Source organism: Sphingobium wenxiniae (genome assembly GCF_007830065.1).
Lineage (GTDB): Bacteria > Pseudomonadota > Alphaproteobacteria > Sphingomonadales > Sphingomonadaceae > Sphingobium > Sphingobium wenxiniae.
Genome location: NZ_VLKK01000005.1, coordinates 166,118 through 192,130 on the forward strand (window position 1 = coordinate 166,118; position 26,013 = coordinate 192,130).

Sequence of the window (26,013 nt, forward strand, 5' to 3'; positions counted from 1 at the left end):
GAAAGGCGGCGGGGATGGAAAGCGCATTTTTTGCTTCCATTCGATGCGCCCCCTCGTCCTTTGGCACGACGATGCGCCGGCCTGGTTTCGACCCATGGGAACGATGAAGGAGAGTAAGGATGTTCCACGCTGACGACAGCAGCCTTCAGGCCATTCGCGCCCGCGCCTACAAATTGGCGGAAAGCGGCCGGTTCGATGGCGCTCATGCCATTCAGCAGGCGCTGATCGCGGAAGGCTGGTCCAATGCCGGACGGGCCTTCCAGAGCGATTACATGCGCAAGGCGATCAGCGAGCGTTGCATGGCTGCGGCAAAAGTCCATTGATGCGTTATGCCCGCTTTTGCGTGACGATAGGGTCGCTGGCGACGGCGGCCCTTTTCGTGCCCGCCTGTTCACCCTCTGCGCACGACAATAGCGCGGCCGCCAATCGCGTGACGGATGCGGAAGCCGCCAGCTTCGTCAACCGCATGGCGGGCGAAGAACCGCCGGTTCCGGAGGGCAAACCCTTCGCGCTTTCGGAAAAGACGGATCTGCTGGAATTTGTCTATGCCTATCCGGGGCAGGCGGCGGCGGTTCCCGCTTTGGTGTCGAAACTCGGCAAGGGCATGACGGAGGCAAAGGCCAATGCGCTCAAAATGGCGCGGGAGGATCAGAAATCGGCCCGCGAGGCGGGCTATCCCTTCCGTCCGCACAGCCTGGAAACGCGCTGGACGGTGACGGCCGACACGCCCCGGCTTCTGGCGCTGCAATCGCAGACCTACATCTTCACCGGCGGCGCGCACGGCATGACGGGCTACGATACCCTGTTCTGGGATCGTCGCCGCAAGAGGGAAACGAGCCTTGCCGCGATGATGACGTCTCCCACGGCGTTCGCGGCGGCGATTCATGACGGCTTCTGCAAGGAACTCGACCGGCAGCGCGCGAAAAAGCGCGGCGCGTCCGTCGTGCGGGGCGATGACGACTTCACCAAATGCATCGATCCGATGAAGGAAGTGCTGGCACTGACGTCGAAAGACGGCAAGCTGATCGACAGCGTGACGGTCGTGGTCGGCCCCTACAGCGCCGGACCCTATGCGGAGGGCACCTATGAGGTAGCGATTCCGGTCGACGCTGCGATTCGCAAGGCCATCAAGACGGAGTATCAGGACGCCTTCATCCCGGCTTGAACCCATGCATTTGGACGCGCTGCACTTCAGATAGACGCCGAATCGCGCGGCACGCCATACAGGTCATGTTCGTCCGCATCCTCGATCAGCGCGGTCAGCACATCGCCGGCCTGCCGCCCTTCGCCCACATCGCGCAGGAAGACATTGCCGTCGATCTCCGGCGCATCCGCCTGGCTGCGCGCGGTCGCGCCGATGGAGCCGTCCTCGTCCGGCTCGCCGACCTCGTCGATGATGACGGGCATCGCGCGCCCGACCTTGCCCGCCAGCTTCTGGGCGGAAATGGCGGCGGTCCGCTCCATGATCCGCTGGTAGCGTTCTTCCTTCACCTCTTCGGGCACGGCGCCGGGCAGGGCATTGGCCGCCGCGCCTTCGACAGGCTCGAACCGGAAAGCGCCCACGCGGTCGAGTTGCGCCTCGTCCAGCCAGTCCAGCAGATATTGGAAGTCGGCCTCCGTCTCGCCGGGGAAGCCGATGACGAAGGACGAACGGATCGCGATATCCGGGCAGATGTCGCGCCAATTGCGGATGCGGTCCAGCACCTTGGCCTCATTGGCCGGGCGCTTCATGGCTTTCAGCACATTGGGCGACGCGTGCTGGAACGGAATGTCCAGATAGGGGGTCAGCAGCCCGTCGGCCATCAGCGGGATCACCTGATCCACATGGGGATAGGGATAGACATAGTGCAGCCGCACCCATGGCGGCGTGCCGTCCCCGGTGCGAAGCTGGCCCAGTTCGCGGGCCAGATCGGTCATGTGCGCGCGCACTTCGCGGCCCTTCCACTGGCGCGTTTCATGCCGGGTGTCGACGCCATAGGCCGACGTGTCCTGACTGATGATGAGCAGTTCCTTCGTGCCCGCCGCAACCAGCTTTTCCGCCTCGCGCAGCACAGCGTCCACGCGGCGGCTCGCCAGATCGCCGCGCAGGGACGGAATGATGCAGAAGGAGCAGCGATGATTGCACCCCTCGCTGATCTTCACATAGCTGTAATGGCGCGGCGTCAGCTTCAGCCCGCCTTCGGGCACCAGGTCTACGAAGGCATTGGGCACGGGCGGCGATGCGTCGTGGACCGCGTTCACCACCGCCTCATATTGATGCGCGCCGGTGACGGCCAGCACCTGCGGGAATTTCGCGCGGATCAGGTCCGCCTCATTGCCCATGCAGCCGGTGACGATGACGCGGCCGTTTTCCGCGATGGCTTCGCCGATGGCCTCCAGCGACTCCTCCTTCGCCGAATCGAGAAAGCCGCAGGTATTGACCAGCACGACGTCCGCGCCGGAATAGTCGGCGGACATCTGATAGCCGTCGGAACGCAGCTTCGTCAGGATGCGCTCGCTGTCCACCAATGCCTTGGGACAGCCGAGCGAAACCATGCCGACCTTGGGCGGCGAGGGGATTTTGGTTGCCATGATCGGCGCGCACATAGGGATTTTTGCGCCAAATGTCACGGCCTGCTTAAAATGGAGTCGAATCGGGGCTTTCTTCTTCGCCGACGTTGCCGACGATTTCGATGATCATGTCGCCGGTCTGGAGCTGCTGCGCGGCCTCTTCCCCGGAACCGATGGGCCGATCCCCGCGATAAATCCGCACGCCCAGGCCCGTGGCGATCGCCGACAGCGGCTTGCCGATCTCCTCGGGCAGCACGAATCGCTCGTTCAGCTTCACCCGCCCGCCCGACGCCGCCAGATCAGCCATATAATCCGCGATATGCCGCCCGCTGGTGCTCCCTGCCAGCAGCAGCCCGGCAAAGCTCACCGGATTGATGACGGTGGTGGCCCCCGCCTGCCGCGCGGGCAGTTCATTATCCTCGTTCCGCACCACGATGCTGATCGGCAGGCGCGGCGCCAGATGCCGGGCCGTCAGCGTGATGAGGATCGACGTATCGTCCCGCCCCGCCGAAACGATCATGCTGCGCGCGCGATGGATCGCGACGTCCTTCAGGGTCCTGTCCCGCGTGGAATCGCCGCACATCACGTTGCAGCCCATATCCTCCGCTTCGGCCAGCGCCCGTTCGGACGGATCGATCACCACGATCTCGCGCGCGTCGGTTCCCCGCGCCAACAGCTCGCGCACGGCTTCGCTGCCCGATGTGCCAAATCCGGCGACGACGATATGGTTGCGTAGATCGGCCTGAATGCGTGCCATGCGCCACCTGTAGAGGATGTTGCGGAAAAAGAGATGATAGGCTGTTCCCAGGAAGATCAGCCATACGAACAATCGGAGCGGCGTGACCAGTATCGCTTCGAACAGCCGGGCTTCCGGACTGACCGGAACGATATCGCCATAGCCCACCGTCATCATCGTGACGGTGGTGAAATAGAGCACGTCCACAAAACTGATATTATTGTCCAGACTGTCCCTCAGCCCGTCGCGCCCGATCCAGTGGATCAGCAGCACCAGCCCGATCAGCCCGAATACCAGCGCCACCCGCCACGCCAGATCCGCCCAGACGGGCATGGACGAGCGCCGCCGCAGGAATCCGGCCGTGGGCGACCGCGAGGGGAGGGGCTTGATCCTCATGGCTCTTGTCCCGGCAGATGATCGACGGGATTGACCGGTATCCTGTCCTTACGCAATTCGAAATGGAGTTTCGGATGGCTGGCATAGCCGCTGTCGCCGGTCAGGCCGATGATCTGGCCTTTGCGCACCTTCTGCCCGCGCACCACGTCGACCCGGCTGGCATGGCCATAGGCGCTGACCCAGCCGCCGCCATGGTTGACGAGCATCAGGCCGCCGAACACCGCCACCTTGTCCCCCGCATAGGCGACCACGCCATCGGCGGCCGCCCGGATCGGCGTGCCGGCGGGAATGGCGATATCGATCCCGTTGTTGCGCGCGCCGCCCGCACCCGGTCCGAAGCGCGACAGCAAAGTCCCCCGAACCGGCCACGCAAAGCCGCCGGAAAAGCGCGCCGGCTCCGCGATCGGCATGTTGGAGGGCAGGGGGCGCGGCTGGCTTGACGCAGGCGGCGGCTTGTCCTTGCCGCTCGCGGGCTGGCCGCCGGTCAGCACATCGTCGATGTCGATGCGGAAGGCGGCGGCACGTTCCTCCATCGTGCGCGGCTCGTGCGGGCCATCGTCGGGCAGCAGCAGGCGCTGTCCGTTCCGCAGCATAAAGGGTTCCGCCAGCGCATTCATCTCCACGATCCGGCCCCATGCCACGCCATAGGCGGCGGCGATGGCGATGCCGGTTTCCCCTTCCGACACCCGATGATAGCGCCCGCCCGGAATGGCGAGCCTCTGCCCCTCGCGGATGACATAGGGATAGCGCAGGCCATTGGCGCGCGCGATGCTTTCCGATCCCGCGCCGCTGCGATGGCCGATTCCGCGCAGCGTTTCCCCCGCTTTCACGACATAGGTGGACGGCGCGACCGTCACGGCGTCGGGCAGCACCTGCTGCGCTTTCCACACGGGCTGGCTTTCGATCAGGCGGACGGGCGCTTCGCCTGTTTCGCGCGCGGCCGCCGTGGCCGCAAGGCCCGCCGCCAGGAAAAAGCCACAGGGAAGGAGCATCGGCGTGCGCGGCATCGCTTTCTTTCTAGCCGTGCCGCCGCCGCCTTGTCATCCCCGCCGGACGATCAGCCCGCAAAGGCTTCGGCGGCGGCGGCCATGGCGCTGTCCTGCGTCAGGTCGTAATGCAGCGGCGTCACCGTCACATACCCCTCCGCGATGGCCGCAAGGTCGGTGCCTTCGGGCACGGCGTCGCTGGTGCCAAGCCCGAACCAGTAATAGCGATAGCCGCGCGGATCGACGCCTTCGACGATGGCTGTGCGGTCTACATCGTGGAAGCCCTGCCGCACCACGCGGATGCCCTTGACCTCTTCCGGCCCGATTGCGGGGAAGTTGACGTTGAACAGCATCCGGGGAGAGGCGGGCAGGGCGATCAGCGGCCGCAGCACCTTTTCCCCCCAGGCGCGCGCGGTGGCGAAGGGGACCGCGTCGCCCATGCCCTCGCGCGAATAGACCTGACTGAGCGCGATGGAGCGGATGCCGGAAATCGCCCCTTCCATCGCGGCGGAGACGGTGCCCGAATAGGTCACGTCCTCGGCCAGGTTGGCGCCGCGATTGACGCCCGACAGCACCAGATCGGGTTTGCAGTCCTTCATCAGATGGCCGACCGCCAGCATCACGGCGTCGGTGGGCGTGCCGGTGACGCTGTAATGCCTCTCGCCATGCTTGCGGATGCGCAAGGGGCGGGTGAGCGTCAGGCTGTGGCCCGCGCCCGACTGTTCCTCATGCGGGGCGACGATCCAGATGTCGTCGGACAGCGTGCGCGCGATCTCCTCCAGCACCTTGAGGCCCGGAGCATGAACGCCATCGTCGTTGGTGAGCAGGATACGCATCGACTATCTACCGCTTCAAATCCTCATCTCGGCCGCAGCCGGGTGATGCCGCCCATATAGGGCGCGAGCGTTTCCGGCACGATGACGCTGCCGTCCTCCTGCTGGTAATTTTCCAGCACGGCAACCAGCGTGCGGCCGACCGCCAGCCCCGATCCGTTCAGCGTGTGGAGGAAGCGAGTCTGCTTCTCCCCCTCCGGCTTGAAGCGGGCGTTCATGCGCCGCGCCTGGAAATCGCCGCAGTTCGATACGGAACTGATCTCGCGATAGGTCTGCTGGCTGGGCAGCCAGACTTCAAGGTCATAGGTCTTGCGCGCGGAAAAGCCCATGTCGCCGGTGCACAGCAGCATCTTGCGATAAGGCAGGTTCAGCGCCTGCAATATGCCCTCCGCCGCCGCGCACATGCGTTCATGTTCGGCGCCGGAGTCTTCGGGCTTGCAGATCGCGACCAACTCCACCTTCTCGAACTGGTGCTGGCGGATGAAGCCGCGCGTGTCGCGGCCCGCCGATCCCGCTTCGGAGCGGAAGCAGGGGGTGAGCGCGGTGAGGCGCATCGGCAGGCTTTCCGCCGCCACGATCTGCTCGCGCACGAGATTGGTCAGGCTGACCTCCGCCGTGGGGATCAGCCAGCGGCCGTCGGTGGTGCGGAACAGGTCTTCGGCGAACTTGGGAAGCTGCCCCGTGCCGAACAGCGCTTCGTCGCGGACCAGCAGCGGCGGGTTCACTTCCTCATAGCCATTTTCGCCCGACTGGCGGTCGAGCATGAATTGCGCCAGCGCCCGGTGCAGCCGCGCCATCTGGCCGCGCAGCGCGGCGAAACGGGCGCCCGACAATGCCGCCGCGCCCTCGAAATCCAGCCCCAGCGCTGGGCCGAAATCGGCATGGTCCTGCGGGGTGAAGGGGAAGTGGCGCGGCTCGCCCCAGCGGCCGATTTCCACATTGCACGCTTCATCGTCCCCATCCGGCACGTCGTTGGCGGGAAGGTTGGGGATGGCGGCCAGCATTGCCTGAAGCGCCTCGCCGGTTTCCCGGTCCTCCGCCTCCAGAGCGGGCATCCGGTCCTTGAGCGCGGCAACCTCGGCCTTCAGGCTTTCGGCCTTGTCCACGTCCTTGGCGGCCATGGCCTGACCGATGGCCTTGCTCGCTTCGTTGCGGCGGGCCTGGCCCTGCTGCAATTCGGTCTTGATCGCCCGGCTGCGCTCATCGACCGCCAGTATCCCGGCGGAGAGCGGATCGAGGCCCCGGCGGGCGAGCGCGGCGTCGAAGGCGGCGGGGTTTTCGCGGATGAAGCGGATGTCGTGCATGGGACCGCCTATGCCGTTCCGCGATCAGCCGCGCAACCCTGGGCGCCGCCATCCGTTGGTGACAGGAATCGGTAAGAGGAGATGGCGATGCGGATCGATCATGACGCGATGGTGCTCGTGGCGGACGGGCGGAAGATATTGTTGTTTCGTAACAAGGGGGATGGCGATTTCCCCCATCTGGAAACAGAGGTGGTGAAGGAACAGGACAATCCCGCCGACCGCGATCAGGCTTCGGACGCGCCGGGGCGGGCCTTCAATTCCGTCGGCGGCCATCGCAGCGCCATGGAGCAGACGGATTTTCACGATCTGGAGGAAAGCCGTTTCGCGGCGGAAGCGGCCGATATGCTCAAGCGCCGTGCGCTGGCCAATGAATATCAGAAGCTGATCGTGGTCGCGCCGCCCACCGCCTTGGGCGAAATGCGGAAACATTATCACAAGGAGGTCCAGAGCCGCCTGGCCGGAGAGATCGCAAAAGACCTGTCCAACCATCCCGTGCCGGAGATCGAAAGGATCATCTCCGAAAGCTGATCCGTTATCGCGCAAAACAGGGAAAGGGCGGGCTGTCGACCGGCTCTGGCCTTTCTTTGGGCGATTGCGCAGGTCGCAAACCTCTGCGCCGAACGGTGGTTATTGGCGGTTTGCGGTCATTCCCCCCGATGACGGATATGGAATGGCGGAAAATGGCCGCAAGCGATCATTGCATGATCAGGCCGCGGCCTTCGCCTTCCGGTCGGCGAAGCGGCGGCGCGCCACCAGCGCCACCGCGCCCGCGCCGAACAGCAGGATCATCGGCGGCGCGGGAACGTCCGTGCCTCCGGTGCTGCCGGAGCTGCCGCCCGAACTGCTGGAGGAGGAGGACGAACTGCTCGACGAGGAACTGGAGGAACTTGAACTGCCGCTGCTGTTGGTGCCGAAGCTCGATGAGGAGCTGCTGCTCGATGAACTGGAGGAGGAACTGGAGGAGCTGGACGATCCGCCGTTCGAACCATGGTGGTGACCTCCGCTCGATCCCTTGCCGCCGCTCGAACTGCTCGATGAGCTGGAAGATGACGACGAAGAGGATGAAGAGGACGACGACGATGATGACGTGCTGATAATCGGGCCGCCGGTCGAGGTGCTGGTCGATGTGATCGGGCCGCCCGTTGATGTGCTTGTGGATGTGACCGGCCCGCCGGTCGAGCTGGTGGTGGAGGAAATGACGACGGAACCGCCGCCGCCGCTGCCGCCGCCGCCAAAGAAGCCGCCGATGAAACCGCCGCCGCCAAATCCGCCGAAGCCGCCGCCCATGACGACCGGAACGGCCGAACCGCCCGAGATCATCGGCATTTCAGCCGGCGGCATGGGGGCGGGCAGGGGGATGGGCGCGGCCTGCGTCGTCACCGTGACGGTCGAGGGCGCACAGGCGGTCACGGTCTTCACGACCTTGCGCTTCACCGTGCGGACCGCATAGCGTTTCTTGGGCGCGGCTTTGACGCTCTTGGTGCTGTGCACCACCGCTGGACGCGCGCTTTCCGCGACATGGACGGCTCCCCCGCCAATGATCGCTCCGCCGCAAGTGCAGGCGCATAATTTTGCCAATGCCATCCGTACCGACATAGGTTTGCTCTTTTCCTTTATCCCCTGGTCCCCCCGTCGCTGGCATGGCCCAGTGAAGGGCGCGGCGGGGTTTCCCCTATGGGCAGGAACGCAAAATAAAGCGTTAACTGCAACGCCGTTAACCCTGATTGTCGTCCTGGAGTCGAGGAGATTTACGCATTTGCATGGGCGGATATGGTTAACGTCCCACTATGGAACAGGACGACGGCGTGAAATTAATCCAGGGTTCCCGTCCTGGTCTCCGCGAGACTCGGCGCATCCTTTTTCCCCGCGGGGAAATGGACAGGCGAAGGGCGGTAAGGAACGGAGAATGTTCGCTTGTGTCGCCTGACGCCGATGGTTATTAGGGCGCCCAATCATAAGGAATGGCCGCCCGGTCCTTTCAGCGCCGGGGCCAATCGAGTCGGAGAGCCAGATGGCATCGGTTTTGAATTCCGATAAAGACGGCGACAAGCCGCCGAAATCGGCTGTAACACTCCCCCCCGACTATCGTCCTTCCCCGGACGAGGACTTCATGAACCCGCTGCAACTGGAATATTTCCGGCAGCGCCTGTGGGACTGGAAGAAGCAGATCCTCACGGAGGCGGAAGGAACGCTCGCCGTTCTCCAGAATGAGCCGCTGCGCGAACCGGACCTCAACGACCGCGCGTCGAGCGAGACGGACTGGTCGATCGAACTGCGCACCCGCGACCGCCAGCGCAAGCTCATTTCCAAGATCGACGCCGCGCTGCGCCGTATCGACGAGGGCGAATATGGCTATTGCGAAGTGACCGGCGAGCCGATCTCGCTGGGCCGTCTGGAGGCCCGACCGATCGCGACCATGACGGTGGAAGCGCAGGAACGCCATGAGCGGCAGGAAAAGATTTCGCGCGACGACTGACGATTAACGCTTTGTCCATGTGCCGCTGGCAATGATCCGGCCCCTCAACGGATATATGTGGCGGATCGGTCGATGGACAGGGATCAGGACGGTTTGGAGCGCGGCCCGGCCAGGACGTCGCCGCGCGACAGCCTTTTTCTGCTGACGAATCTTGTCAGGGACGATGGCGTGCCGCTTTGCCAGGCGCGGGTCCGCAACCTGTCTGCCACCGGGCTGATGGCCGAGTGCGAACGGCGGGTTGCGGCGGAAACCCGCCTGATCCTGGAATTGCGGGGCCTGGGCCGCGTGGCCGGGCAGGTCGCCTGGTCCCATGGCGAAAGAATCGGCATCGCTTTCGACAAGCCGATCGATCCCCATCTGGTCCGGCGGCCGGTGTCCAATGGCGAAAGGCATGTGATCCCCGATTATCTGCGCAGCTATCCCATGCGCGCCCGCTGAGACGCGGTTGGCTTTTAAGGCCTTCGGTCTGTCGGCGGCTGCTTTCCACCCTTACCTGCCCATCAGCGCAGGTGCGCAAGCCGCATAATGCAAATAAAAAGCCCCGTGCGAACGGGGCTTTATCTGGCCGGGCTTCATCTCCATCCGATGAAGCCCGCCATGATCGACGGCTGCGCTCAGTGTTGCGCCGCCATCTCCTCCTTCAACCGTAATTTCTGCTTCTTGAGCGAAGCGACGAGCGAACTGTCCGGCATGGGGCGACTCGTCTCGGCCTTGATTCGTGCTTCAAGACCGGCATGCTTGGCTGAAAGAGCGGAAACGTGGCTGTTTTCCATGACATTCTCCTGACGAGGGTGATGGATGACGAAGTAGATCATGAATCGCCCCGCTTGTCTCGGGGGTATCGAGGCTTTGCGATGGGACGCGCGAAAATTTGCGATGGCCCGCATGGGCGCGGCAGGCTATCAACGGGCGGCTGTTGCGGAAGGGGTTCGGGAAAGCGGGTGCGGTGAGCCGGGAAGACATCATGCGTCGATTGGAAATCCTTCGCGTCGAGCATCGCGATCTCGACAGCGCGATTTCCGCACTGGTCGATTCGGGGGCGGGCGATCAGATGCAGGTCGCCCGGCTGAAGAAGCGCAAGCTGCGGCTGCGCGATGAAATGACGCTGCTGGAAGATGCGCTGGTGCCGGATATCATCGCCTGAACCGACCGCCCCTGAATGGGACAGCGGTTCCACGGCGCGCGCGCGGGCCTGACAAAGCGCGAAGACTATGCCAGCTAGGCGATATGGGAAAAGCAGCATCGCTTGATCGGGGATTGCACCGGCGTCTGGTGGACGGCCTCTATCTGGAAGCCATGGTGATGGCGGATGAGGCGCGTTCCTATTTCGATTCCAGCGCATTGCCTGAAGACCTGACGGACGATCCGTTGCAGCGCGTGGCTTTCGCCTGTGAGTCGCTCAAGGTGACGACGCGCCTGATGCACATCATCGCCTGGCTGCTGAGCCAGCGGGCGTGGCAGCGGGGCGAGATCGGCGATGGAGAGCTGGGGGAGGAGAAATATCGTCTGGGCGTGGCGGCGCAAAGCGACGCGGACCTGTCCGCCGCCTTTCCGTTCGCGGCGCGGTCGCTGGTCGATGCGAGCCAGGAACTCTATGACCGCGTGGCGCGGCTTCAGGAACGGATCGACCTGATGCTGCGTCTGGACGGCGGGGAACGGGAAAGTCCCGCGCGCGCGCTGATGGAACGGCTCAGCACGTCTTTCTGAAAGGTGCGCGGCTGCGATGAACGATGTTTCCGGCGCGCTTCTTGGCTGGCATTGTGCACCGCATCTGGTCTAGATCAGGCGCATGACCAACGGCTTGCGGACCCGTCGCCGCCATTCAGGTTGCCCGCACGCCGCACGGCTTGCCCTCGCGCCGCTGCTGCTGGTCGCGCCTTGCGCCGTTCACGCGCAAAGCGCGCCTCCGCCCGTGCAGGAGGAGGCGCCCGCGCTTGATCCCATGCCTGATATCGGCATCGACTGGCCCGACATGGGACAGCCCGATACGGTCGAGCCTCTGCCTGCCGATCCCCGCGCCGACGCCGCCGTTCCGGAAGGGGACGCCATGGTCGAAGCGCCGGAGGCGGAAGATGCCGCCGAGCAGAATCCCGTCTTCACCGACGCGGGCGAGGAGCGGCGCTACAAGGTGTCGCTGAGCGGCCTGGACGGCATCGCCGACGAGCAGTTCGACATGCGCTTCAAGGAATTGTCCACCCTGTCGCAGGGCGAACGCCGTCGCGCCAACCTGGCGCAGATCAACCGGCGGGTGAAGGAGGATGGCGAGCTTCTGGACCAGTTGCTGCGCGCCAAGGGCTATTATGCCGCGCACATCCGCGGGTCCGTGTCGCCGCCGCCCGCCGGAACCGACCGCCTTCAGGTGCGGTTCGATGTCGTGCCGGGGACGCAATATCTGCTGTCCTCCGTCGACCTCATCGGTTTGGCGGAGACGGGACCGCGCGAACCCAGGCTGCGGGAGGCTTTTCCGGTGAAGGCGGGCGATCCGGTGGACGCGGACCGGATATTGGCGGGGCGTGATTCGCTGTCCACGGCGCTGGCCGAAAGCGGCTTCCCCTTCGCCAAGGTCGACGAGCCGGAAGTGCGGATCGACCATGAGGAGCGCAAGGGCGAACTGGACATCGTCGTGACCCCGGGCGGCTATCGCACCTTCGGCAATATCATCCTCAACGACAACACGCTGTTCAAGGCCCCGCATCTCTATGAAATCGCGCGGTTCGACCGGGACGACATCTATATGGCGTCGGACGTGGAGGATCTGCGCCGCGCCATCGTGGCGACGGGCCTTGTCTCCACCGTGACGCTGACCCCAAAGGAAGCGGGCGATGGCGAGCATGTCGACCTGGACGTGCAGGTGCGTCCCGCACCGCTCCGCACCGTTGCGGGCGAACTGGGCTACGGCACGGGCGAAGGCTATCGCGCAGAGGTGAGCTGGCAGCATCGCAACCTGTTTCCACCCGAAGGCGCGGTGACGCTGCGGGGCGTCGTCGGCACGCAGGAGCAGACGGCGAGCGTGCTCTATCGCCGCAACAATTTCCATCGCCGGGACAATGTGCTCACCGGGCTGCTGTCGGTCAGCAACATCAAGCGCGACGCCTATGATGCGCGCACCATCACCGTGGCGGGCGGGCTGGAGCGGCAGACGAACATCCTGTTCCAGAAGAAGTGGGTGTGGCGCATCGGCGCGGAAATCATCGCGTCGGATGAGGCGGATTTCTTCAGCGGCGGGGACCGGCGCACCTTCTTCATCGGGGCGGTGCCATTGAGCCTCACCTATGACGGCAGCGACGACCTGCTGAACCCGACCAAGGGCTTCCGGCTGGGGGGCCGGTTCAGCCCGGAACTGTCCTTCCAGAGCGGCACCTTCGGTTATGCGCGGGTACAGCTGGACGGCAGCGCCTATCAGCCGGTCGGCGAGCGGGTGGTGCTGGCGGCACGGACGCGGCTGGGCACCATATTGGGATCGACGGTGGACCGGATCGCGCCGTCGCGGCGTTTCTATGCGGGCGGGGGCGCGTCGGTGCGCGGTTATGGCTATCAGAAGATCGGGCCGCGCTATGGCCCGGACGACGATCCGGTGGGCGGCAAGAGCCTCGCTGAATTCTCGTTGGAGGCGCGGGTGCGCTTCGGCAATTTCGGGGTCGTCCCCTTTATCGACGCGGGCAATATCTCGACCAGTTTCGTGCCGCGCTTCCGCGACCTGCGGATCGGGGCGGGCATGGGCGTGCGCTACTACAGCAGCTTCGGGCCGATCCGCGTCGACGTCGGCACGCCGATCAACCCGCAGAGCGGCGATCCGAAGATCGCGGTCTATGTGTCGCTGGGGCAGGCCTTCTGATGGCCGACGATCAGCCCGAGGAAGCAATCCCGCCGCCCCGGCCCCGCCGGGCGTGGGACGGACGGTGGCAGCGCTGGGCGACCGCCATCCTCGCGGCGCTGCTGCTGATCGTCGTGGGTGCGCTGGCGTGGCTGGACACGTCTTCGGGGCATCGTTTCCTCGTGTCGCGTATCGCCGCCATCAGCCCGCCTTCGGGCCTGCGCATCCGGGTCGAGCGGATCGACGGCAGCATCTATCGCCGGGCGGTGCTGCACGGGTTGGAGCTTTCCGACCCCAAGGGACGCTTCTTCGATGCGCCCCGCGTGGAGTTGGACTGGTGGCCCTTCGCCTGGCTCTCAAACCGGCTGGATATCGACCGGCTGGCGATTCCGCGTGCCACGCTGCACAAATTGCCCAGGCTCAACCCCGGCAAGCGCGAGGGGCCGATATTGCCGGGCTTCGACATCCGCCTGATGCAGTTGTCGGTCGGCCGATTGGCGATAGACCCCTCCATCACGGGCCGGGCGCAGGAAGCGACGCTGAACGGCGACGCGGACATTCGCGGCGGGCGCGCGGTCATCGACCTGTCCGCGCGCGTGCTGAACGGGGACGATGCGCTCAACGTCGCGCTCGACAGCCGCCCGGACGACGACAGGTTCGACCTGGAAGTCACGATGAACGCGCCCAGGGGCGGCGTGCTGGCGGCGATGGCGGGCTTGAAGCAGGACGCCAATCTGCGCGTTCACGGCAAGGGAAGCTGGACGCGCTGGGACGGGCAGCTTGCCGGAACGCTGGACGGCCAGCCGGTGATCGACCTTGCCTTGACGGCGCGCAAGGGGCGCTATGGCGCGACCGGCTCCATCCAGGGGCCTGCGCTGGCGGGCAACGGCCTGTTCGAAAGATTGGCCACCCCGCGCCTTGCGGTGAAGGCGGACGGCAGCATGGAGGATCGGGTGATCGACGGCACGCTGTCGTTGCGCTCCGCCGCCATCGACCTCCATGCGGACGGCGCCATCGATCTGCGGAACAACGCGCTCGACAATATGCTGGTGGACATGAAGCTGGCGCGGCCCGAAGCGCTGCTGCGGAACATGCGGGGACGCGACGTGGCGGCGCGCATCCGTCTGGACGGTCCCTTCGCCACTCCCGGCTATGAATATCTGCTGACGGCGCGGCAGTTGGCGTTTGACAAGACCGTCATCAGCGACCTGCGCGCCGATGGGAAGGGGCGCAAGGCGGCGAAGGGGCCGGCGCTGATCCCCGTGCGCCTGCGGGCGCGGCGGCTGGACGGGCAGGGGGAACTGGTCGAAGGCATCTTCCGCAACTTCGCGCTGGACGGCGTGCTGCAATTGAAGGGGCAGCAGATCGTCAGCAATCCCATGCAGATCCGCTCCGACCGGCTGCGCGGGCGGCTGGTGATGGTGGCGGACCTCAAGAGCGGGCGTTACGATTTCGGGCTGGACGGGCAGATCAACGGGCTGCTGATCCGTGGGCTGGGGCTGATCGACCTGACGTCGAAGCTGCGCGCCGTGCCGGGACCGAAGGGCGCCTTCAGCCTCGGCGGTCATGCGCTGGCGCGGATGCGGCGGCTGGACAACAGCTTTCTTCGCACGCTGGGCGGCGGCCTGCCGACGGTCCGGAGCGCGCTCGCGCTGGGACCGGACGGGCAGTTGCGTTTCAGCGCGTTGCGCCTGGAATCGCCGCTGCTGACGCTGAATGCCGACGGCTATCGCCGCCGCAACGGGACGTTCCATTTTGAAGGAGGCGGGCGGCACGGCCAATATGGGCCGCTCGATCTCGTGCTGGATGGCAAGATCGACCGGCCGGCGGTGGACCTGCTGCTGCATCGTCCCATGGATGCGCTGGGCCTGCGGGAGGTGAAGGCGCGCTTCGATCCCGACGAGACGGGCTATGCCTTCACGGCGGAAGGCGGATCGACGCTGGGACCGTTCACCGGCAACGGCGCGATCCTGCTACCTCCGAATGGGCAGGCGGTCGTGCGCGTGGCCCGGCTCGCCGTTTCGGGCGCGACGGCCGGCGGCGATATCCGCCCCGTAACCGGCGGGCTGGACGGACAGCTTGTGGTGGCGGGGCCGGTGACGGGCACGGTCGGCTTCCGGCCCGTGAACGGAGTCCAGCAGTTGCTGCTGCACCTTGCCGCCAACCGCGCGAGCTTCGACGGGCCGACCGCTATCGCGGTAGGGCGGGGCAAGCTGGATGCGGCCATATTGCTCGACCCGGACGGCACGTCCATCGACGCGACGGTGCAGGCGCAGGGCTTGCGCATGGGCGGAATATTGCTGGGCCGCATGGCGGGCACGGCGAAGCTGGTGGACGGCAGGGGCACGGTGCGCGGCAGTCTTTCGGGGCAACGCGGACGCCTGTTCGATCTGCAAGGCGAAGCGCAGGTGGAACCGGACCGGATCGGCCTGTCCGCCAGCGGGACCATCGACCGCAAGCCGATCCGGCTGGCCCGCGCGGCCCTGCTGACGCGGGCGGAGGGGGGCTGGCATCTGTCGCCCGCCACCATCCGTTATGCCGGGGGATCGTTGCAGCTTGCCGGCGACCTGGGCGGCGAGATGGTCGCCATAGAGGCGCGGATGCAGACGCTGCCGCTGTCCTTGCTGGACATCGCCTATGACAATCTGGGCCTTGGCGGCGTGGCGACCGGCACGCTCAGCTATGCCAAGCCGCGCGGCGGCATGTCCACGGGCAAGGTCGAATTGCGCGTCCGCGGGCTGTCGCGTTCCGGCCTGTCGCTCAGTTCCCGTCCGGTCGATGTGGGCGTCAACGGCGTGCTCGATCAGGATCGGCTGGCGACGCGCATGATCTTCGTGTCGGACGGGCGCACCATCGGCCGGGCGCAGGCGTTGCTGGCTCCGCTGGGACGCGAGGGCAGCCTCGCCGAGCGGCTGAACCGCGCGCCCCTGTTCGCGCAGCTTCGCTATGCCGGCGCGGCCGATACGCTCTGGCGGCTGACGGGCGTGGAGATCGTCGACATAGCGGGGCCGGTGAGCGTGGCCGCCGACGTCAGGGGCACGCTGGGCCAGCCGGCGATCGCGGGGACGCTGTCCACCGACAATGTCGCGATCAACAGTCCCGTCACGGGAATGCGGCTGAGCGGGGTCAAGGCGCGGGGCCGCTTTTCGGGGGACCGGCTCGTCATCTCCAGCTTCGCCGCGGCGGCGCGCAACGGCGGATCGGTGGTGGGGACCGGCAGCTTCACCTTCAAGGGCACGGCGGGCGTCGGCATGGACCTCAACTTGCAGGCGGACAATGCCACGCTGCTCGATCGCGACGATCTGGGCGCGACGGTGACGGGACCGATCACGCTGCGGTCGGACGGTTCGGGCGGCACGATTGGCGGCAACCTCAAGCTGATCAAGAGCCGCTTCACGCTGGGCCGGGCGGCTGCGGTGGCGCAGCTTCCGCAACTCAAGGTGGTGGAGATCAACCGCCGGGGCGAGGAGATCGAGCGTCCGCGCAACGATGCGCCCTGGACGCTGGCGGTCAAGGCGCAGGCGCGCAATCGCCTGATGGTGACCGGCCTTGGTCTCGACAGCGAATGGCGGGCCAATCTGGACCTGGGCGGCACGGTGACGAATCCCGCCATCGCCGGGACGGCGCAACTGGTGCGCGGCGGCTATGAATTTGCGGGCCGCCGGTTCGAGCTTCGCGAAGGGCTGATCCAGTTCGACGGCCGCACGCCTGTCAATCCCACGCTCGACATCACGGCGGAGGCGGATGTGGCGGACCTCAGCGCGACGATCCATGTCGGCGGGACCGGCCTGTCGCCGGACATCGGCTTCACCAGCGTTCCCGCCCTGCCGCAGGATGAACTGCTGTCCCGCATCCTGTTCGGCACGTCGATCACCAACCTGTCCGCGCCCGAAGCGTTGCAGCTCGCTTCGGCGGTGGGGTCGCTGCAGGGCGGGGGCGGGCTTGACCCCATCAATGCGGTGCGCAGGGCGGCGGGGTTGGATCGCTTGCGTATCTTGGCCGCCGATCCGACGCAGGGACAGGGGACGTCCATCGCGGCGGGCAAATATCTGACGCGCAAGACCTATGTGGAACTGATTACCGATGGGCAGGGCTATTCCGCCACACGCATCGAATATCAGGTGACGCGGTGGCTGTCGTTGCTGGGGGCGATCTCCACGCTGGGCCGCGAAAGCGCGAATGTGCGCGTGTCGAAGGATTATTGACAGGCGCATCCGCCCGGTTCGCCTGATCCCGATTACGGAACGGTTCCACGACAGGCTGTCCCCAACTGTGGCATATGGGTCACATAAGTTGTTGTTTATCTTAGGTTCATGCAACCAACGGCGTTGCTCCGCTTTCACACTCTCACCGCCTTCGGGCGGAAAGAATAAGGAAAACGGAGTATTTTTATGCGAAAGATAATCGTCGCAACCCTTCTCGCCGGCGGCGCAGTCGCCTCCCCGGCTCTCGCGCAGGACGTCGGCCCGACCTTCACCGGCCCGCGCGTCGAAGCGATCCTGGGCTATGACCATGTCGGCGCGGGCAGCGACGTCGACAATGACAATGGCCGCAACGACCAGTCGATCGACGGCCTGCTTTACGGTGTGGGCGCGGGTTATGACGTGAACCTCGGCAGCGCCGTGGTCGGCGTGGAAGGCGAATTCACGAATTCCACCGCCAAGAGCAGCCGCTACGACTTCACCGATGACTTCGGCTTCGGCCGAGTCAAGCAGGGCCGCGACCTTTATATCGGTGCGCGCGCCGGTATCCTGGCGGACCCGGCGACGCTGGTTTATGTGAAGGGCGGTTATACCAACAGCAAGCTCAAGGTGCTGGCGGGCGACACCGACGAGACCACCAATACCGCGTTCAAGCTGGACGGCTGGCGCATCGGCGCGGGCGTGGAGCGCGCCATCAACACCAACACCTTCGCCAAGGTGGAATATCGCTATTCCAACTATAATAAGGGCCGGATTCGCTTCGATGACGGCGCGACCAGTCGCAATTTCGATGTCGACACAGATCGTCATCAGGTTGTCGCCAGCGTCGGCTACCGCTTCTGACGAACGGGGAGGGGGCGGGTGGTTTCCGTCCCCTCCACCGGCGGTTCCTTACAGCGTCGCTTCGATTTCCCGCGCGGCCATGTCCGGATCTTCGGCAAGGCTGATCGGGCGGCCCACGACGAGGATCGATGCGCCGCGATCCAATGCTTCGCGGGGCGTGACGGCGCGCTTCTGATCGCCCATCGCTCCCCCGGCGGGCCTGACGCCGGGCACCACGAAAAAGCCTTCGGGCCATGCCTGCTTGGCAAGGGCCACTTCCGCGCCTGAACAAACGATGCCGTCGAGGCCCGCGCTGCGCGCCAGATCGGCGAGGCGCGCCACCTGATCCTCCGTCTTGCCGCCCACGCCGATGTCGAGCAGGTCGCCGTCGTCGAGGCTGGTCAGGACCGTGACGGCCACGACCCTGGTGTTGACGCCGGCCGCTGCCTTGGCGTCTTCCAGCATGGCCCGGCCGCCGGCCGCATGAACCGTGAGGATCGCCGGCTCCAGCATATGCAGCGCCTGGACGGCCTTCGCCACGGTATTGGGAATGTCGTGCAATTTCAGGTCGAGGAAGATCGGCAGGCCGAATTTCATCATCTCATGCACGCCGTGATGGCCGTTGGCGCAGAAGAATTCCAGCCCCAGCTTCAATCCGCCGACATGATGGCGCACCTGCCCCGCTAATGCCTGCGCCTTTTCAAGGTTGGGCGTGTCGATGGCGACATAGATCGGGCTGCTCATGCTGTTCCTGTTGTATGGAGGGGAGAAGGGGCTGCGGACAGCGCCGCCTCATCGGTCTGCGGCGCGGGCAGGGGAGAAGCCGGGGAAGATGTCGGTGTGGCGGCGGCGGTGACGGCCGCGAGCGCGCGTTCCGTGCTTTCCAGCCTGCGCTTCATGCGCCAGCGGGTCGCACGCGCCATGATCCAGAAAGGCCCCGCCCCCAGCAGGAATGCGCCGATCAGCAATACGGGCAATTTGGTTTCCATCACCAGATCACCCCACAGCCGGACCGTGACCGGCACATAATTCGCCATGCAGAAGAAGGCGAGGGTGACGGCGACGACGACCCAGAAGGCGGTGCGTAGAAATTGCATCGGCGGTCCTTTGGCTGCTGATCCGGGGCTCAGCTTAGGCGATTTTGTCGGAAGGCGGAAGCGTCTCGTCCGGTAAAGCGGCATCGTTACGCCGGAGGCATGGTTGCGCTTTTGCGCGGATGCCGCCAAATTACGGCGGCATCGCCCCATGTCGGACGTTTTGACCTCTTCCCCCCGATGCCTTTGTTGCTTAGCATGGGGGCATCATGAGCAAGACCCAGGACAATTCGCCAGAAACTGCGCCCCAAGCCGTTGAGGAGAAAGGCGCGTCAATCAATCCTCCCGCCGGAAAGGCGCCGCCGCGCAAGGGTGGCGGCAAGGGTGTCTGGGTGGGAACCGCCGCAGGCATAGGCTCAGCCGCGATCGTCGCGGCGCTGCTCTATGCGAACAAGAAGCGGACCTGACCTTTCCGGCTTCCGGTAGGAAAGGGCGATTGGGTGATTTTCAAACCTTGCCGGATGGCGGCAATGGGTGGTTTGCTGCCATTCCCCACTCGTCATGCCAGCGAAAGCTGGCGTCTCTCTTCGTAGGCACGACCCAGCTCAAGGGAGATCCCAGCTTTCGCTGGGATGCCGGGCATTGAACGTCCGCTCCTGGCCGCCATCGCACAACGAGGTCTGCAAGCTCCATAATCGCAAAAAAAAGCGGCGCGGCCTTTCGCTCGCGCCGCCTCGATGCGACCCTTGGGAATTTCGTTCCTGCTTCGTGACAGGACTGCCTGTCGGTCGGGTCAGCCCGCGCTGCCGCTGAGGAAGGCGACGAGTTCCGGCTTGCTGACCGATGCGCTCTTGTCCGTATCCGCGGTGGTGAAGGCGCCGTCAGCCCAGGCCGTCACCTCCGCGGGCGCCAGCGTCTTTCCGGTCGCTTTCATTTCCTGATCCTTCAGCGCGACCATCCACTTGGAAAATTCCGCCTTGTCGAGCTGCCCGTCCTTGTTGGTGTCATAGGCGGGAAATTCGCTTTCCACGATGGATGCGACCGTGTTCGCCTGGCCGGAAGGCGCGGCTTCCGGTTGCGCGGCCGCGCCGGGCTGGGCGGGGGTCGCCGCTTGGGGAGCGGCCGGCGTCGTGCCCTGCTGGGGCGCCGTGGCTTCCTGCGCGACCGCAGGGGCGGTAATGGCGAGAGCGGTCGAGAAAAGAAGTGTACGTAGCATATTGGTCTCCTGAATTATCATTCTCTCGATGAATTCGTTCTCATCGAGGGTTTGACCGAGTAATATCCCAATACTCGACTAGGTTCCTGAATGGTCGTTCATGATCTTCCATCTGTCTTTGCAAGCTGGTCATTTCGGCTGTAAATTCTATCGTAATTGCGGTGAATGGATGCGGATTTCGATCCGCCGTCTGCCGATTTGCTCTTGGAAACGGACGCTGCTAGGCGGCGCGGCAACCCTTCATCCATCATGCAGGATTCGCCATGGTCCCTCGCTACGCCCGCCCGCACATGACCGCTCTCTGGGAACCGGAAGCCCGCTTCCGCATCTGGTTCGAGATCGAGGCGCACGCTACCGAAGCGCTGGGCGACCTTGGCGTGGTGCCCAAATCGGCGGCCAAGGCGCTGTGGGACTGGTGGGCGATCAACCCCGCCATCGACGTGCCCGCGATCGACGCGATCGAGGCCGTCACCAAGCATGACGTCATCGCCTTCCTCACCTGGGTCGCGGAGCAGGTGGGCGACGAAGCGCGCTTCATGCACCAGGGAATGACGTCGAGCGACGTGCTGGACACCTGCCTTGCGGTGCAGCTTTCGCGGGCGGCGGATATTTTGATCGACGATCTCGACAAGCTGCTGGAGGTCGTCAAGCGCCGCGCCTTCGAACATAAGCTGACCCCGACCATCGGCCGCAGCCATGGCATCCATGCGGAGCCTGTGACTTTCGGTCTCAAGATGGCGGAAGCCTATGCGGAGTTCTCCCGCTGCAAGGCGCGGCTGATCGCGGCGCGGGAAGAAGTCGCCACCTGCGCCATTTCGGGCGCGGTCGGCACCTTCGCCAATATCGATCCGCGCGTGGAAGAGCATGTCGCGGCGAAGCTGGGCCTTGCTATCGAGCCGGTCTCCACGCAGGTCATCCCGCGCGACCGTCACGCGATGTTCTTCGCGACGCTGGGCGTCATCGCTTCGTCCATCGAGCGGCTGGCGGTGGAAGTGCGCCACCTCCAGCGGACCGAAGTGCTGGAGGCGGAGGAATATTTCTCGCCGGGGCAGAAGGGCAGCAGCGCCATGCCGCACAAGCGCAACCCGGTGCTGACGGAGAACCTGACCGGCCTTGCCCGCATGGTCCGCAGCTACGCCATGCCCGCGATGGAGAATGTGGCGCTCTGGCACGAGCGGGACATCAGCCATTCGTCGGTGGAACGCTATATCGGGCCGGATGCGACCATCACGCTGGATTTCGCGTTGGGCCGCCTGACCGGGGTGATCGACAAACTGCTCGTCTACCCTGAGCGGATGATGAAGAATCTCGACAAGATGGGCGGGCTTGTCCATTCGCAGCGGGTGCTGCTGGCGCTGACGCAGGCGGGGGTGAGCCGCGAGGACAGCTATCGTTACGTCCAGCGCAATGCGATGAAGGTGTGGGAATCGGACGGCCGGCTTTCTCTGATGGAATTGCTGAAGGCTGATCCGGACGTATCCGCGGCGCTGACCGCGGAGCAGATCGAGGAGAAGTTCGACCTTGGCTACCACTTCCGCCGGGTCGACACGATCTTCAAGCGGGTGTTCGGCGAAGCCTGAAAATCCTCAACGAAAAGAGGGTGGCACCGGGCACCCTCTTCCCTTCGGAACCGAGCGTTGCCGCCGCCCGAACGAATCAGTAGCCGATCGTCATCTGCGCCCTGATGTGGCGCGGCTCTTCGATTTCATCGACCAAGGCGTGAGCATAATCCTCCGCGCTTATCCGGCTTTGCCCTTCGGCATCGCTGATCAGCGTGGTCGTTCCCAGACGGTAATGCGTCGTGCGCTCGCCCGGTTCGATCGTCGCCGCAGGGCTGAAGAAGGTCCAGTCCACATCGCTGCGGCGCAGGATGTCGAGCGCCGCCAGCATGGCGCGCGGCTCCAGCAGGGTATCGGGCAGTTGGTCGATGAGTGCAGATCCATCGGGCAGGGACAGGCTGCCCGCGCCGCCGACCATGATCAGGCGTTTGCCCGATGCGCTGGCGGCTTCGACCAGAGCCATGGCGGTGGAGCGCGCCTGTGCCATCGGATCGCCCTCTCCTCTAGGGCTGACGGCGCTCACGATCACATCGGCGTCCCTCGCCAGCGCGGCCAGGGCGGCGCCGTCGTACACATCGCCCTTTACCGGGATGATCGTGCCGGCGCCGGGGACGCGATCCGGATTGCGGGCGACGCCAACGACATCGTGTCCGCGCGCCGCGGCCTCGACCGCGATCCGCGACCCGATCATGCCGCTGGCGCCGATCAGCAGGATGTTGCGCTTGTCGCTCATGCCGCTGCCTTGGTTTCGTTCAGGAAGAACAGCCGGCTTTGCCGCCACACGCCATTTTCGCGGCGAAATTCGTCCATATACCGGCCATAAGTAATGAAGGGCGGGCTGCTCATGTCGGTCCGGCGCAGCGCCATGGCGTAAAGCGTCCAGCGCCCCTTGGCCGTGTCGCCCTCCACATCGATCACCTCGGCGCCGACGGTGTGCCACATCCACCCCGTGACGGACGGCATGGTTTCGCAAAACAGCGTCATGATCGCATCGCGGCCCGAATGGACGTTGCCGTCCAGCAGGGTGAAGTCGATCACCGCATCCTCGGTGAACAGCGAGCGGAGGATATCCTCATCGCCCGGTTGCTTGTCGCGGATGATCCGGTCGATGGTGTCGCAATACAAGCCCTTGATCCGGCTGATGGCGCGGATGTCGGCTTCAACCGACGTTTCCAGGATAGTAGCCATTTTCAGTCTCCCATATATGTGGTTATGTTCAATACAGCTTGCCGAGCGCGCCGGGCGTGTAGGGCAGGGCGGTATCGATCCGGTCGGCCTTCGCCTTGCTCGCCCACTGCGGATCGACCAGCAGCGCCCGGCCGACGCCGACAAGATCGAATTCGTCGCGATCCAGGCGGTCGAACAGCTTTTCGATGCTGGCGGGTTTTCCGCTCGCGCCGGCCAGCGCTTCCATCAGGTCCTGATCCAGACCGACCGAGCCGACGGTGGAAGTGGGCTTGCCCGTCAGCTTCTTTGTCCAGCCGGCAAGGTTGAGGTCGCTGCCCTCGAACTCCGGTTCCCAGAAGCGGCGCTGCGAGCAGTCGAAAATGTCGATGCCGGCATCGGCAAGCGGCGTGAGGAAGGCCTCCAGCGCTTCGGGTGTCTGGGCGAGCCTGGCCCCGTAATTCTGTAGCTTCCATTGAGAGAAGCGGAACATGATAGGGAAGTCCGGGGCGGTCCGCCGCCGCATCTCCGAGACCATCTCGGTCGCGAAGGCTGTGCGCGCGGCCAGGTCGCCGCCATAACTGTCTTCGCGCCGGTTCGTCTCGTCCCAGAAGAACTGATCGATCAGATAACCGTGCGCGCCATGGATCGCGATGCCGTCGAACCCCATGTCGAAGGCGGATTTGGCGCCCCTGGCAAAGGCTTCGATGACGTCGTCGACATCCCGCTGGGTCATCGGCCTGCCCTGGAGCGTCGGCATGACGCCGATAGTGCCCGAATAGCCTGACGGCCCGACCTGATCGTCGCGCAGCGGCTCAAGCGGTTTTTCGATGCCCGCTACCGGGGCCGCCGTGTACAGGCCGATATGCCAGAGCTGGGGGATGATTTTGCCCCCGGTCGCATGGACTTCGTCCAGCACCATCTTCCATCCCGCCAGCGCGTCGTCGCCATAAAAGCGCGGGATATTGGGGTCGTTGGACGCGCCGGGATGCTCGACCCAGGCGCCTTCGGTCACGATCAGGCCGACATCAGCCTCCGCGCGGCGGCGATAATAAGCGGCCACGTCCGGTGTCACCACGCCGCCGGGCGCGAAGTGGCGGGTCATGGGCGCCATGACCACGCGGTTGGCGAGATTGAGCGTGCCGATGCGGATGGGCGAAAACAGCTTCGCGAGGCCCGTGGGCGTAGGAGCAAGGGTTGTCATTTTTTCTCTCCTAGACATTTGCGCCGGTCGCATGTCGCGCGGCGATGAAACCGAAGGTCATGGAGGCGCCGATGCTGGCGCCCGCGCCGGGATAGGAACGGCCCATGACCGAGGCGGTCGAATTGCCGGTCGCATATAATCCCTCGATCACCGACCCGTCCGGGCGCAGGACGCGCGCAAACTCGTCCGTCATCAGGCCGCCGCAGGTGCCCACGTCGCCGGGATAGAGCCGCACCGCGTAGAAGGGCGGCTTTTCGATCGGGCCAAGATTGGGATTGGGCTTGACGGTCGGATCGCCGGCAAAGCGGTCGTAGGCGCTTTCGCCCCGGTGGAAATCCTCGTCCAAGCCGCTTGCCGCAAAACCGTTGAAACGATCGACCGTTTGCCTGAGCCTGTCCGCCGGAATCCCGCATTTGGAGGCCAGTTCCTCAATCGTGTCGGCGCGGACCATATAGCCGCTGTCGATCCACTCCCTGGGCGGCTCGCCGGCGGGCCGCCCCGCCCACATATAGCGGTTGCGGTGGCGGCTGTCGGAGATCAGCCAACTGGGAACAGCCGGAACGACCTTGTCGCGCGCATACATCTGGATGCCGACCTCCATATAGGAGGTGGATTCGTTGACGTAGCGTTCGCCGCCCGTGTCGACGAGCATCGAATAGGGTTTCGACATGTCGAAGGGATGGATGAGCTTGCTGCCATCGGGCGCGATCGAAACCGACACCCACCAGCTTTGCTCCATCAGCGCGACGTCGGCGCCCAGATCGATCGCCGCCTGCTGCACCTCCCCGGTGTCGCCGGGATTGGCGTTGGTCCAGTCGGTCCCGATGGGTTGCTGCTGATATGCGTTGCGCATCTCCAGATTGTGCGAGAATCCGCCGGCATTGATCAGTACGCCCTTTTCAGCGCGCAGGCGTCGCGGCGCGCCGTCGACTAGGGCCTCCACTCCCACGACGCGTCGGTCTTCGATCAGGAAGCCCCTGACCGCGGCGTTGAGCCAAATCGGGATGCCGGCGTTCAGCGCGATTTCCAGCAGACGGCCCTGAATGGCCATGCCATTGCCCACCAGATCGGCGCCCAGCTTGTTGCGCAACAGGCGCAGGCCGACCTTCACGAACGTCCGGCGGCTTTTCCAGGTGCGGCCATTATGCCCAAGGGCGCCGGCTTCATGCATCAGGATGGGCGGCGTGCCGGCGTTGCGACGCAGGCGGTCGCGCCATGCGCCCAGGCGTCTCGCGTCATAGATTTGCCCTACCAGCGAACGGCTGCGCGCGACGCCGCCGGGCTTCTGCCCTTCATGATAGTCGGAATAGCCTTCCGCATGGACGAATTGCATACCGCGATCCTGGAGGAACTGGACGACCCTGGGCGCCTCGACGAGAAAGGCGTGCCGGCGTTCGGGCGACGATGCGGGGCCGACGTCGCCGGCGCACGCATCCAGATAGGCTCTCGCCTTCTCATAACTGTCGGCGATGCCGGCAGCCTGTTGCAGAGGATTGGCCGGCATCCAGGCGACGCCGCCCGACATGGCCGTCGACCCGCCGACCTTGTCCGTCTTTTCCAGGATCAGCGGCCGCGCGCCGGCTTCCTTCGCGACCAGGGCCGCCGTGATCGACGCCGCACCGCTGCCGATGATGATGAAATCGAAATCCTCGTCGCCCGCCACATCATTCTCCTGAATCCGGACGCTTTCCGCCCTGTTCGATAGTTTCAAATGCAG

27 protein-coding genes are annotated in these 26,013 nt (G+C 65.2%); 14 read left to right on the forward strand and 13 right to left on the reverse strand.

What is annotated here, in order from left to right; all coding sequences use genetic code 11:
• Positions 1–119 precede the first annotated feature (119 nt).
• Together IQ35_RS08875 and IQ35_RS08880 are read left to right on the forward strand one after the other, a co-directional pair.
• Complete coding sequence (locus tag IQ35_RS08875) at positions 120–323, forward strand: hypothetical protein (RefSeq protein WP_021243301.1); 204 nt, start codon at positions 120–122, stop codon at positions 321–323.
• Positions 323–1,165 carry a PdaC/SigV domain-containing protein gene (locus tag IQ35_RS08880; RefSeq protein ID WP_145072741.1) on the forward strand — a complete coding sequence of 281 codons (843 nt, stop codon included), beginning with the start codon at positions 323–325 and terminating at the stop codon, positions 1,163–1,165. The genes IQ35_RS08875 and IQ35_RS08880 overlap by 1 nt, the downstream gene beginning before the upstream one ends.
• Before the next feature lie 26 nt (positions 1,166–1,191).
• Here IQ35_RS08880 and rimO read toward each other — a convergent pair whose 3' ends face one another.
• From rimO to serS, 5 genes are read right to left on the reverse strand one after another with little or no spacing between them, the layout of a single operon-like run.
• Positions 1,192–2,586 carry a 30S ribosomal protein S12 methylthiotransferase RimO gene (gene rimO, locus IQ35_RS08885; protein WP_184204873.1) on the reverse strand — a complete coding sequence of 465 codons (1,395 nt, stop codon included), beginning with the start codon at positions 2,584–2,586 and terminating at the stop codon, positions 1,192–1,194.
• A 31-nt stretch (positions 2,587–2,617) separates the two neighbouring features.
• Entirely contained in the window at positions 2,618–3,682 is a 1,065-nt protein-coding gene (locus IQ35_RS08890) for a potassium channel family protein (protein ID WP_021243298.1), read from the reverse strand.
• A complete protein-coding gene (locus IQ35_RS08895) occupies positions 3,679–4,689 on the reverse strand; it encodes a M23 family metallopeptidase (RefSeq protein ID WP_145072746.1) in 1,011 nt (336 codons plus the stop codon). The genes IQ35_RS08890 and IQ35_RS08895 overlap by 4 nt, the downstream gene beginning before the upstream one ends.
• A 50-nt stretch (positions 4,690–4,739) precedes the next feature.
• The gene (gene surE, locus IQ35_RS08900; protein ID WP_145072748.1) at positions 4,740–5,504 is read right to left on the reverse strand and encodes a 5'/3'-nucleotidase SurE; all 765 of its coding nucleotides are present in this window, start codon (positions 5,502–5,504) and stop codon (positions 4,740–4,742) included.
• Positions 5,505–5,527: 23 nt separating this feature from the next.
• On the reverse strand, positions 5,528–6,805 hold the full coding sequence (gene serS, locus IQ35_RS08905) for a serine--tRNA ligase (protein ID WP_145072749.1): 1,278 nt from the start codon (positions 6,803–6,805) through the stop codon (positions 5,528–5,530).
• 87 nt (positions 6,806–6,892) lie between these two features.
• Between serS and IQ35_RS08910 the strand changes: the two genes are divergently transcribed.
• The 5 genes from IQ35_RS08910 to IQ35_RS08930 all read left to right on the forward strand — a co-directional run bounded on the left by IQ35_RS08910 (position 6,893) and on the right by IQ35_RS08930 (position 9,719).
• Positions 6,893–7,333: a host attachment family protein gene (locus IQ35_RS08910; protein WP_145072751.1), complete on the forward strand. Its 441-nt coding sequence runs from the start codon at positions 6,893–6,895 to the stop codon at positions 7,331–7,333.
• 142 nt (positions 7,334–7,475) lie between these two features.
• Positions 7,476–7,802, forward strand: a complete 327-nt coding sequence (locus IQ35_RS21450) for a hypothetical protein (RefSeq protein WP_021243293.1) — start codon at positions 7,476–7,478, stop codon at positions 7,800–7,802.
• Positions 7,803–7,817: 15 nt separating this feature from the next.
• Positions 7,818–8,255: a hypothetical protein gene (locus tag IQ35_RS08920; RefSeq protein ID WP_145072753.1), complete on the forward strand. Its 438-nt coding sequence runs from the start codon at positions 7,818–7,820 to the stop codon at positions 8,253–8,255.
• A 561-nt stretch (positions 8,256–8,816) separates the two neighbouring features.
• Positions 8,817–9,281, forward strand: a complete 465-nt coding sequence (gene dksA / locus IQ35_RS08925; RefSeq protein ID WP_031290373.1) for an RNA polymerase-binding protein DksA — start codon at positions 8,817–8,819, stop codon at positions 9,279–9,281.
• 72 nt (positions 9,282–9,353) lie between these two features.
• Positions 9,354–9,719 (forward strand): PilZ domain-containing protein, encoded by a 366-nt coding sequence (locus tag IQ35_RS08930; protein WP_145072755.1) that lies wholly within the window; start codon positions 9,354–9,356, stop codon positions 9,717–9,719.
• Positions 9,720–9,895: 176 nt separating this feature from the next.
• Here the strand turns inward: IQ35_RS08930 and IQ35_RS08935 are convergent, their stop codons facing one another.
• Positions 9,896–10,054: a YdcH family protein gene (locus tag IQ35_RS08935; RefSeq protein ID WP_081659611.1), complete on the reverse strand. Its 159-nt coding sequence runs from the start codon at positions 10,052–10,054 to the stop codon at positions 9,896–9,898.
• Between the two features lie 191 nt (positions 10,055–10,245).
• Between IQ35_RS08935 and IQ35_RS08940 the strand changes: the two genes are divergently transcribed.
• The 5 genes from IQ35_RS08940 (at position 10,246) to IQ35_RS08960 (ending at position 18,140) form a co-directional block, all read left to right on the forward strand.
• Entirely contained in the window at positions 10,246–10,425 is a 180-nt protein-coding gene (locus tag IQ35_RS08940) for a YdcH family protein (protein WP_031290372.1), read from the forward strand.
• Between the two features lie 83 nt (positions 10,426–10,508).
• On the forward strand, positions 10,509–10,988 hold the full coding sequence (locus IQ35_RS08945; protein ID WP_021243287.1) for a DUF1465 family protein: 480 nt from the start codon (positions 10,509–10,511) through the stop codon (positions 10,986–10,988).
• Positions 10,989–11,070: 82 nt separating this feature from the next.
• Positions 11,071–13,116 (forward strand): autotransporter assembly complex protein TamA, encoded by a 2,046-nt coding sequence (locus IQ35_RS08950; RefSeq protein ID WP_145072757.1) that lies wholly within the window; start codon positions 11,071–11,073, stop codon positions 13,114–13,116.
• Complete coding sequence (locus IQ35_RS08955) at positions 13,116–17,300, forward strand: translocation/assembly module TamB domain-containing protein (protein ID WP_145072759.1); 4,185 nt, start codon at positions 13,116–13,118, stop codon at positions 17,298–17,300. Before IQ35_RS08950 ends, IQ35_RS08955 begins: the two co-directional genes overlap by 1 nt.
• A gap of 186 nt (positions 17,301–17,486) precedes the next feature.
• On the forward strand, positions 17,487–18,140 hold the full coding sequence (locus tag IQ35_RS08960) for an outer membrane protein (protein WP_021243284.1): 654 nt from the start codon (positions 17,487–17,489) through the stop codon (positions 18,138–18,140).
• 48 nt (positions 18,141–18,188) lie between these two features.
• Here IQ35_RS08960 and pyrF read toward each other — a convergent pair whose 3' ends face one another.
• Positions 18,189–18,863, reverse strand: a complete 675-nt coding sequence (gene pyrF, locus IQ35_RS08965) for an orotidine-5'-phosphate decarboxylase (protein WP_021243283.1) — start codon at positions 18,861–18,863, stop codon at positions 18,189–18,191.
• Entirely contained in the window at positions 18,860–19,216 is a 357-nt protein-coding gene (locus tag IQ35_RS08970) for a lipopolysaccharide assembly protein LapA domain-containing protein (RefSeq protein ID WP_021243282.1), read from the reverse strand. Before IQ35_RS08970 ends, pyrF begins: the two co-directional genes overlap by 4 nt.
• A 206-nt stretch (positions 19,217–19,422) precedes the next feature.
• Between IQ35_RS08970 and IQ35_RS08975 the strand changes: the two genes are divergently transcribed.
• Positions 19,423–19,620 (forward strand): hypothetical protein, encoded by a 198-nt coding sequence (locus IQ35_RS08975; protein WP_021243281.1) that lies wholly within the window; start codon positions 19,423–19,425, stop codon positions 19,618–19,620.
• A gap of 326 nt (positions 19,621–19,946) precedes the next feature.
• On the opposite strand, the gene IQ35_RS08980 is transcribed toward IQ35_RS08975, so the two are convergent.
• Complete coding sequence (locus IQ35_RS08980; protein ID WP_021243280.1) at positions 19,947–20,369, reverse strand: EF-hand domain-containing protein; 423 nt, start codon at positions 20,367–20,369, stop codon at positions 19,947–19,949.
• A gap of 263 nt (positions 20,370–20,632) precedes the next feature.
• On the opposite strand from IQ35_RS08980, the gene purB reads away from it, so the two are divergent.
• Entirely contained in the window at positions 20,633–21,949 is a 1,317-nt protein-coding gene (gene purB, locus IQ35_RS08985) for an adenylosuccinate lyase (RefSeq protein WP_145072761.1), read from the forward strand.
• 76 nt (positions 21,950–22,025) lie between these two features.
• Here the strand turns inward: purB and IQ35_RS08990 are convergent, their stop codons facing one another.
• From IQ35_RS08990 to IQ35_RS09005, 4 genes are read right to left on the reverse strand one after another with little or no spacing between them, the layout of a single operon-like run.
• Complete coding sequence (locus IQ35_RS08990) at positions 22,026–22,661, reverse strand: NAD(P)-dependent oxidoreductase (RefSeq protein WP_145072763.1); 636 nt, start codon at positions 22,659–22,661, stop codon at positions 22,026–22,028.
• Complete coding sequence (locus IQ35_RS08995; protein WP_145072766.1) at positions 22,658–23,116, reverse strand: nuclear transport factor 2 family protein; 459 nt, start codon at positions 23,114–23,116, stop codon at positions 22,658–22,660. Before IQ35_RS08995 ends, IQ35_RS08990 begins: the two co-directional genes overlap by 4 nt.
• Positions 23,117–23,144: 28 nt before the next feature.
• On the reverse strand, positions 23,145–24,296 hold the full coding sequence (locus tag IQ35_RS09000) for an NADH:flavin oxidoreductase (protein ID WP_145072769.1): 1,152 nt from the start codon (positions 24,294–24,296) through the stop codon (positions 23,145–23,147).
• A 10-nt stretch (positions 24,297–24,306) separates the two neighbouring features.
• Complete coding sequence (locus tag IQ35_RS09005; protein ID WP_221442011.1) at positions 24,307–26,007, reverse strand: FAD-binding protein; 1,701 nt, start codon at positions 26,005–26,007, stop codon at positions 24,307–24,309.
• Positions 26,008–26,013 lie beyond the last annotated feature (6 nt).

What these genes read in the sequence shown, in the direction of transcription:
- IQ35_RS08955 (WP_145072759.1), top strand. Translation starts at nt 13,116, where the DNA reads ATGGCCGACGATCAGCCCGAGGAAGCAATCCCGCCGCCCCGGCCCCGC.
- IQ35_RS08960 (WP_021243284.1), top strand. Translation starts at nt 17,487, where the DNA reads ATGCGAAAGATAATCGTCGCAACCCTTCTCGCCGGCGGCGCAGTCGCC.
- IQ35_RS08970 (WP_021243282.1), bottom strand. Translation starts at nt 19,216, where the DNA reads ATGCAATTTCTACGCACCGCCTTCTGGGTCGTCGTCGCCGTCACCCTC.
- IQ35_RS09000 (WP_145072769.1), bottom strand. Translation starts at nt 24,296, where the DNA reads ATGACAACCCTTGCTCCTACGCCCACGGGCCTCGCGAAGCTGTTTTCG.
- dksA (WP_031290373.1), top strand. Translation starts at nt 8,817, where the DNA reads ATGGCATCGGTTTTGAATTCCGATAAAGACGGCGACAAGCCGCCGAAA.
- IQ35_RS08910 (WP_145072751.1), top strand. Translation starts at nt 6,893, where the DNA reads ATGCGGATCGATCATGACGCGATGGTGCTCGTGGCGGACGGGCGGAAG.
- IQ35_RS21450 (WP_021243293.1), top strand. Translation starts at nt 7,476, where the DNA reads ATGGCGGAAAATGGCCGCAAGCGATCATTGCATGATCAGGCCGCGGCC.
- IQ35_RS08940 (WP_031290372.1), top strand. Translation starts at nt 10,246, where the DNA reads ATGCGTCGATTGGAAATCCTTCGCGTCGAGCATCGCGATCTCGACAGC.
- IQ35_RS08935 (WP_081659611.1), bottom strand. Translation starts at nt 10,054, where the DNA reads ATGGAAAACAGCCACGTTTCCGCTCTTTCAGCCAAGCATGCCGGTCTT.
- IQ35_RS08930 (WP_145072755.1), top strand. Translation starts at nt 9,354, where the DNA reads ATGGACAGGGATCAGGACGGTTTGGAGCGCGGCCCGGCCAGGACGTCG.
- IQ35_RS08950 (WP_145072757.1), top strand. Translation starts at nt 11,071, where the DNA reads ATGACCAACGGCTTGCGGACCCGTCGCCGCCATTCAGGTTGCCCGCAC.
- purB (WP_145072761.1), top strand. Translation starts at nt 20,633, where the DNA reads ATGGTCCCTCGCTACGCCCGCCCGCACATGACCGCTCTCTGGGAACCG.
- IQ35_RS08890 (WP_021243298.1), bottom strand. Translation starts at nt 3,682, where the DNA reads ATGAGGATCAAGCCCCTCCCCTCGCGGTCGCCCACGGCCGGATTCCTG.
- pyrF (WP_021243283.1), bottom strand. Translation starts at nt 18,863, where the DNA reads ATGAGCAGCCCGATCTATGTCGCCATCGACACGCCCAACCTTGAAAAG.
- IQ35_RS08895 (WP_145072746.1), bottom strand. Translation starts at nt 4,689, where the DNA reads ATGCCGCGCACGCCGATGCTCCTTCCCTGTGGCTTTTTCCTGGCGGCG.
- serS (WP_145072749.1), bottom strand. Translation starts at nt 6,805, where the DNA reads ATGCACGACATCCGCTTCATCCGCGAAAACCCCGCCGCCTTCGACGCC.
- surE (WP_145072748.1), bottom strand. Translation starts at nt 5,504, where the DNA reads ATGCGTATCCTGCTCACCAACGACGATGGCGTTCATGCTCCGGGCCTC.
- IQ35_RS08875 (WP_021243301.1), top strand. Translation starts at nt 120, where the DNA reads ATGTTCCACGCTGACGACAGCAGCCTTCAGGCCATTCGCGCCCGCGCC.
- IQ35_RS08980 (WP_021243280.1), bottom strand. Translation starts at nt 20,369, where the DNA reads ATGCTACGTACACTTCTTTTCTCGACCGCTCTCGCCATTACCGCCCCT.
- IQ35_RS08990 (WP_145072763.1), bottom strand. Translation starts at nt 22,661, where the DNA reads ATGAGCGACAAGCGCAACATCCTGCTGATCGGCGCCAGCGGCATGATC.
- IQ35_RS08945 (WP_021243287.1), top strand. Translation starts at nt 10,509, where the DNA reads ATGGGAAAAGCAGCATCGCTTGATCGGGGATTGCACCGGCGTCTGGTG.
- IQ35_RS08995 (WP_145072766.1), bottom strand. Translation starts at nt 23,116, where the DNA reads ATGGCTACTATCCTGGAAACGTCGGTTGAAGCCGACATCCGCGCCATC.
- IQ35_RS08975 (WP_021243281.1), top strand. Translation starts at nt 19,423, where the DNA reads ATGAGCAAGACCCAGGACAATTCGCCAGAAACTGCGCCCCAAGCCGTT.
- rimO (WP_184204873.1), bottom strand. Translation starts at nt 2,586, where the DNA reads ATGTGCGCGCCGATCATGGCAACCAAAATCCCCTCGCCGCCCAAGGTC.
- IQ35_RS08880 (WP_145072741.1), top strand. Translation starts at nt 323, where the DNA reads ATGCGTTATGCCCGCTTTTGCGTGACGATAGGGTCGCTGGCGACGGCG.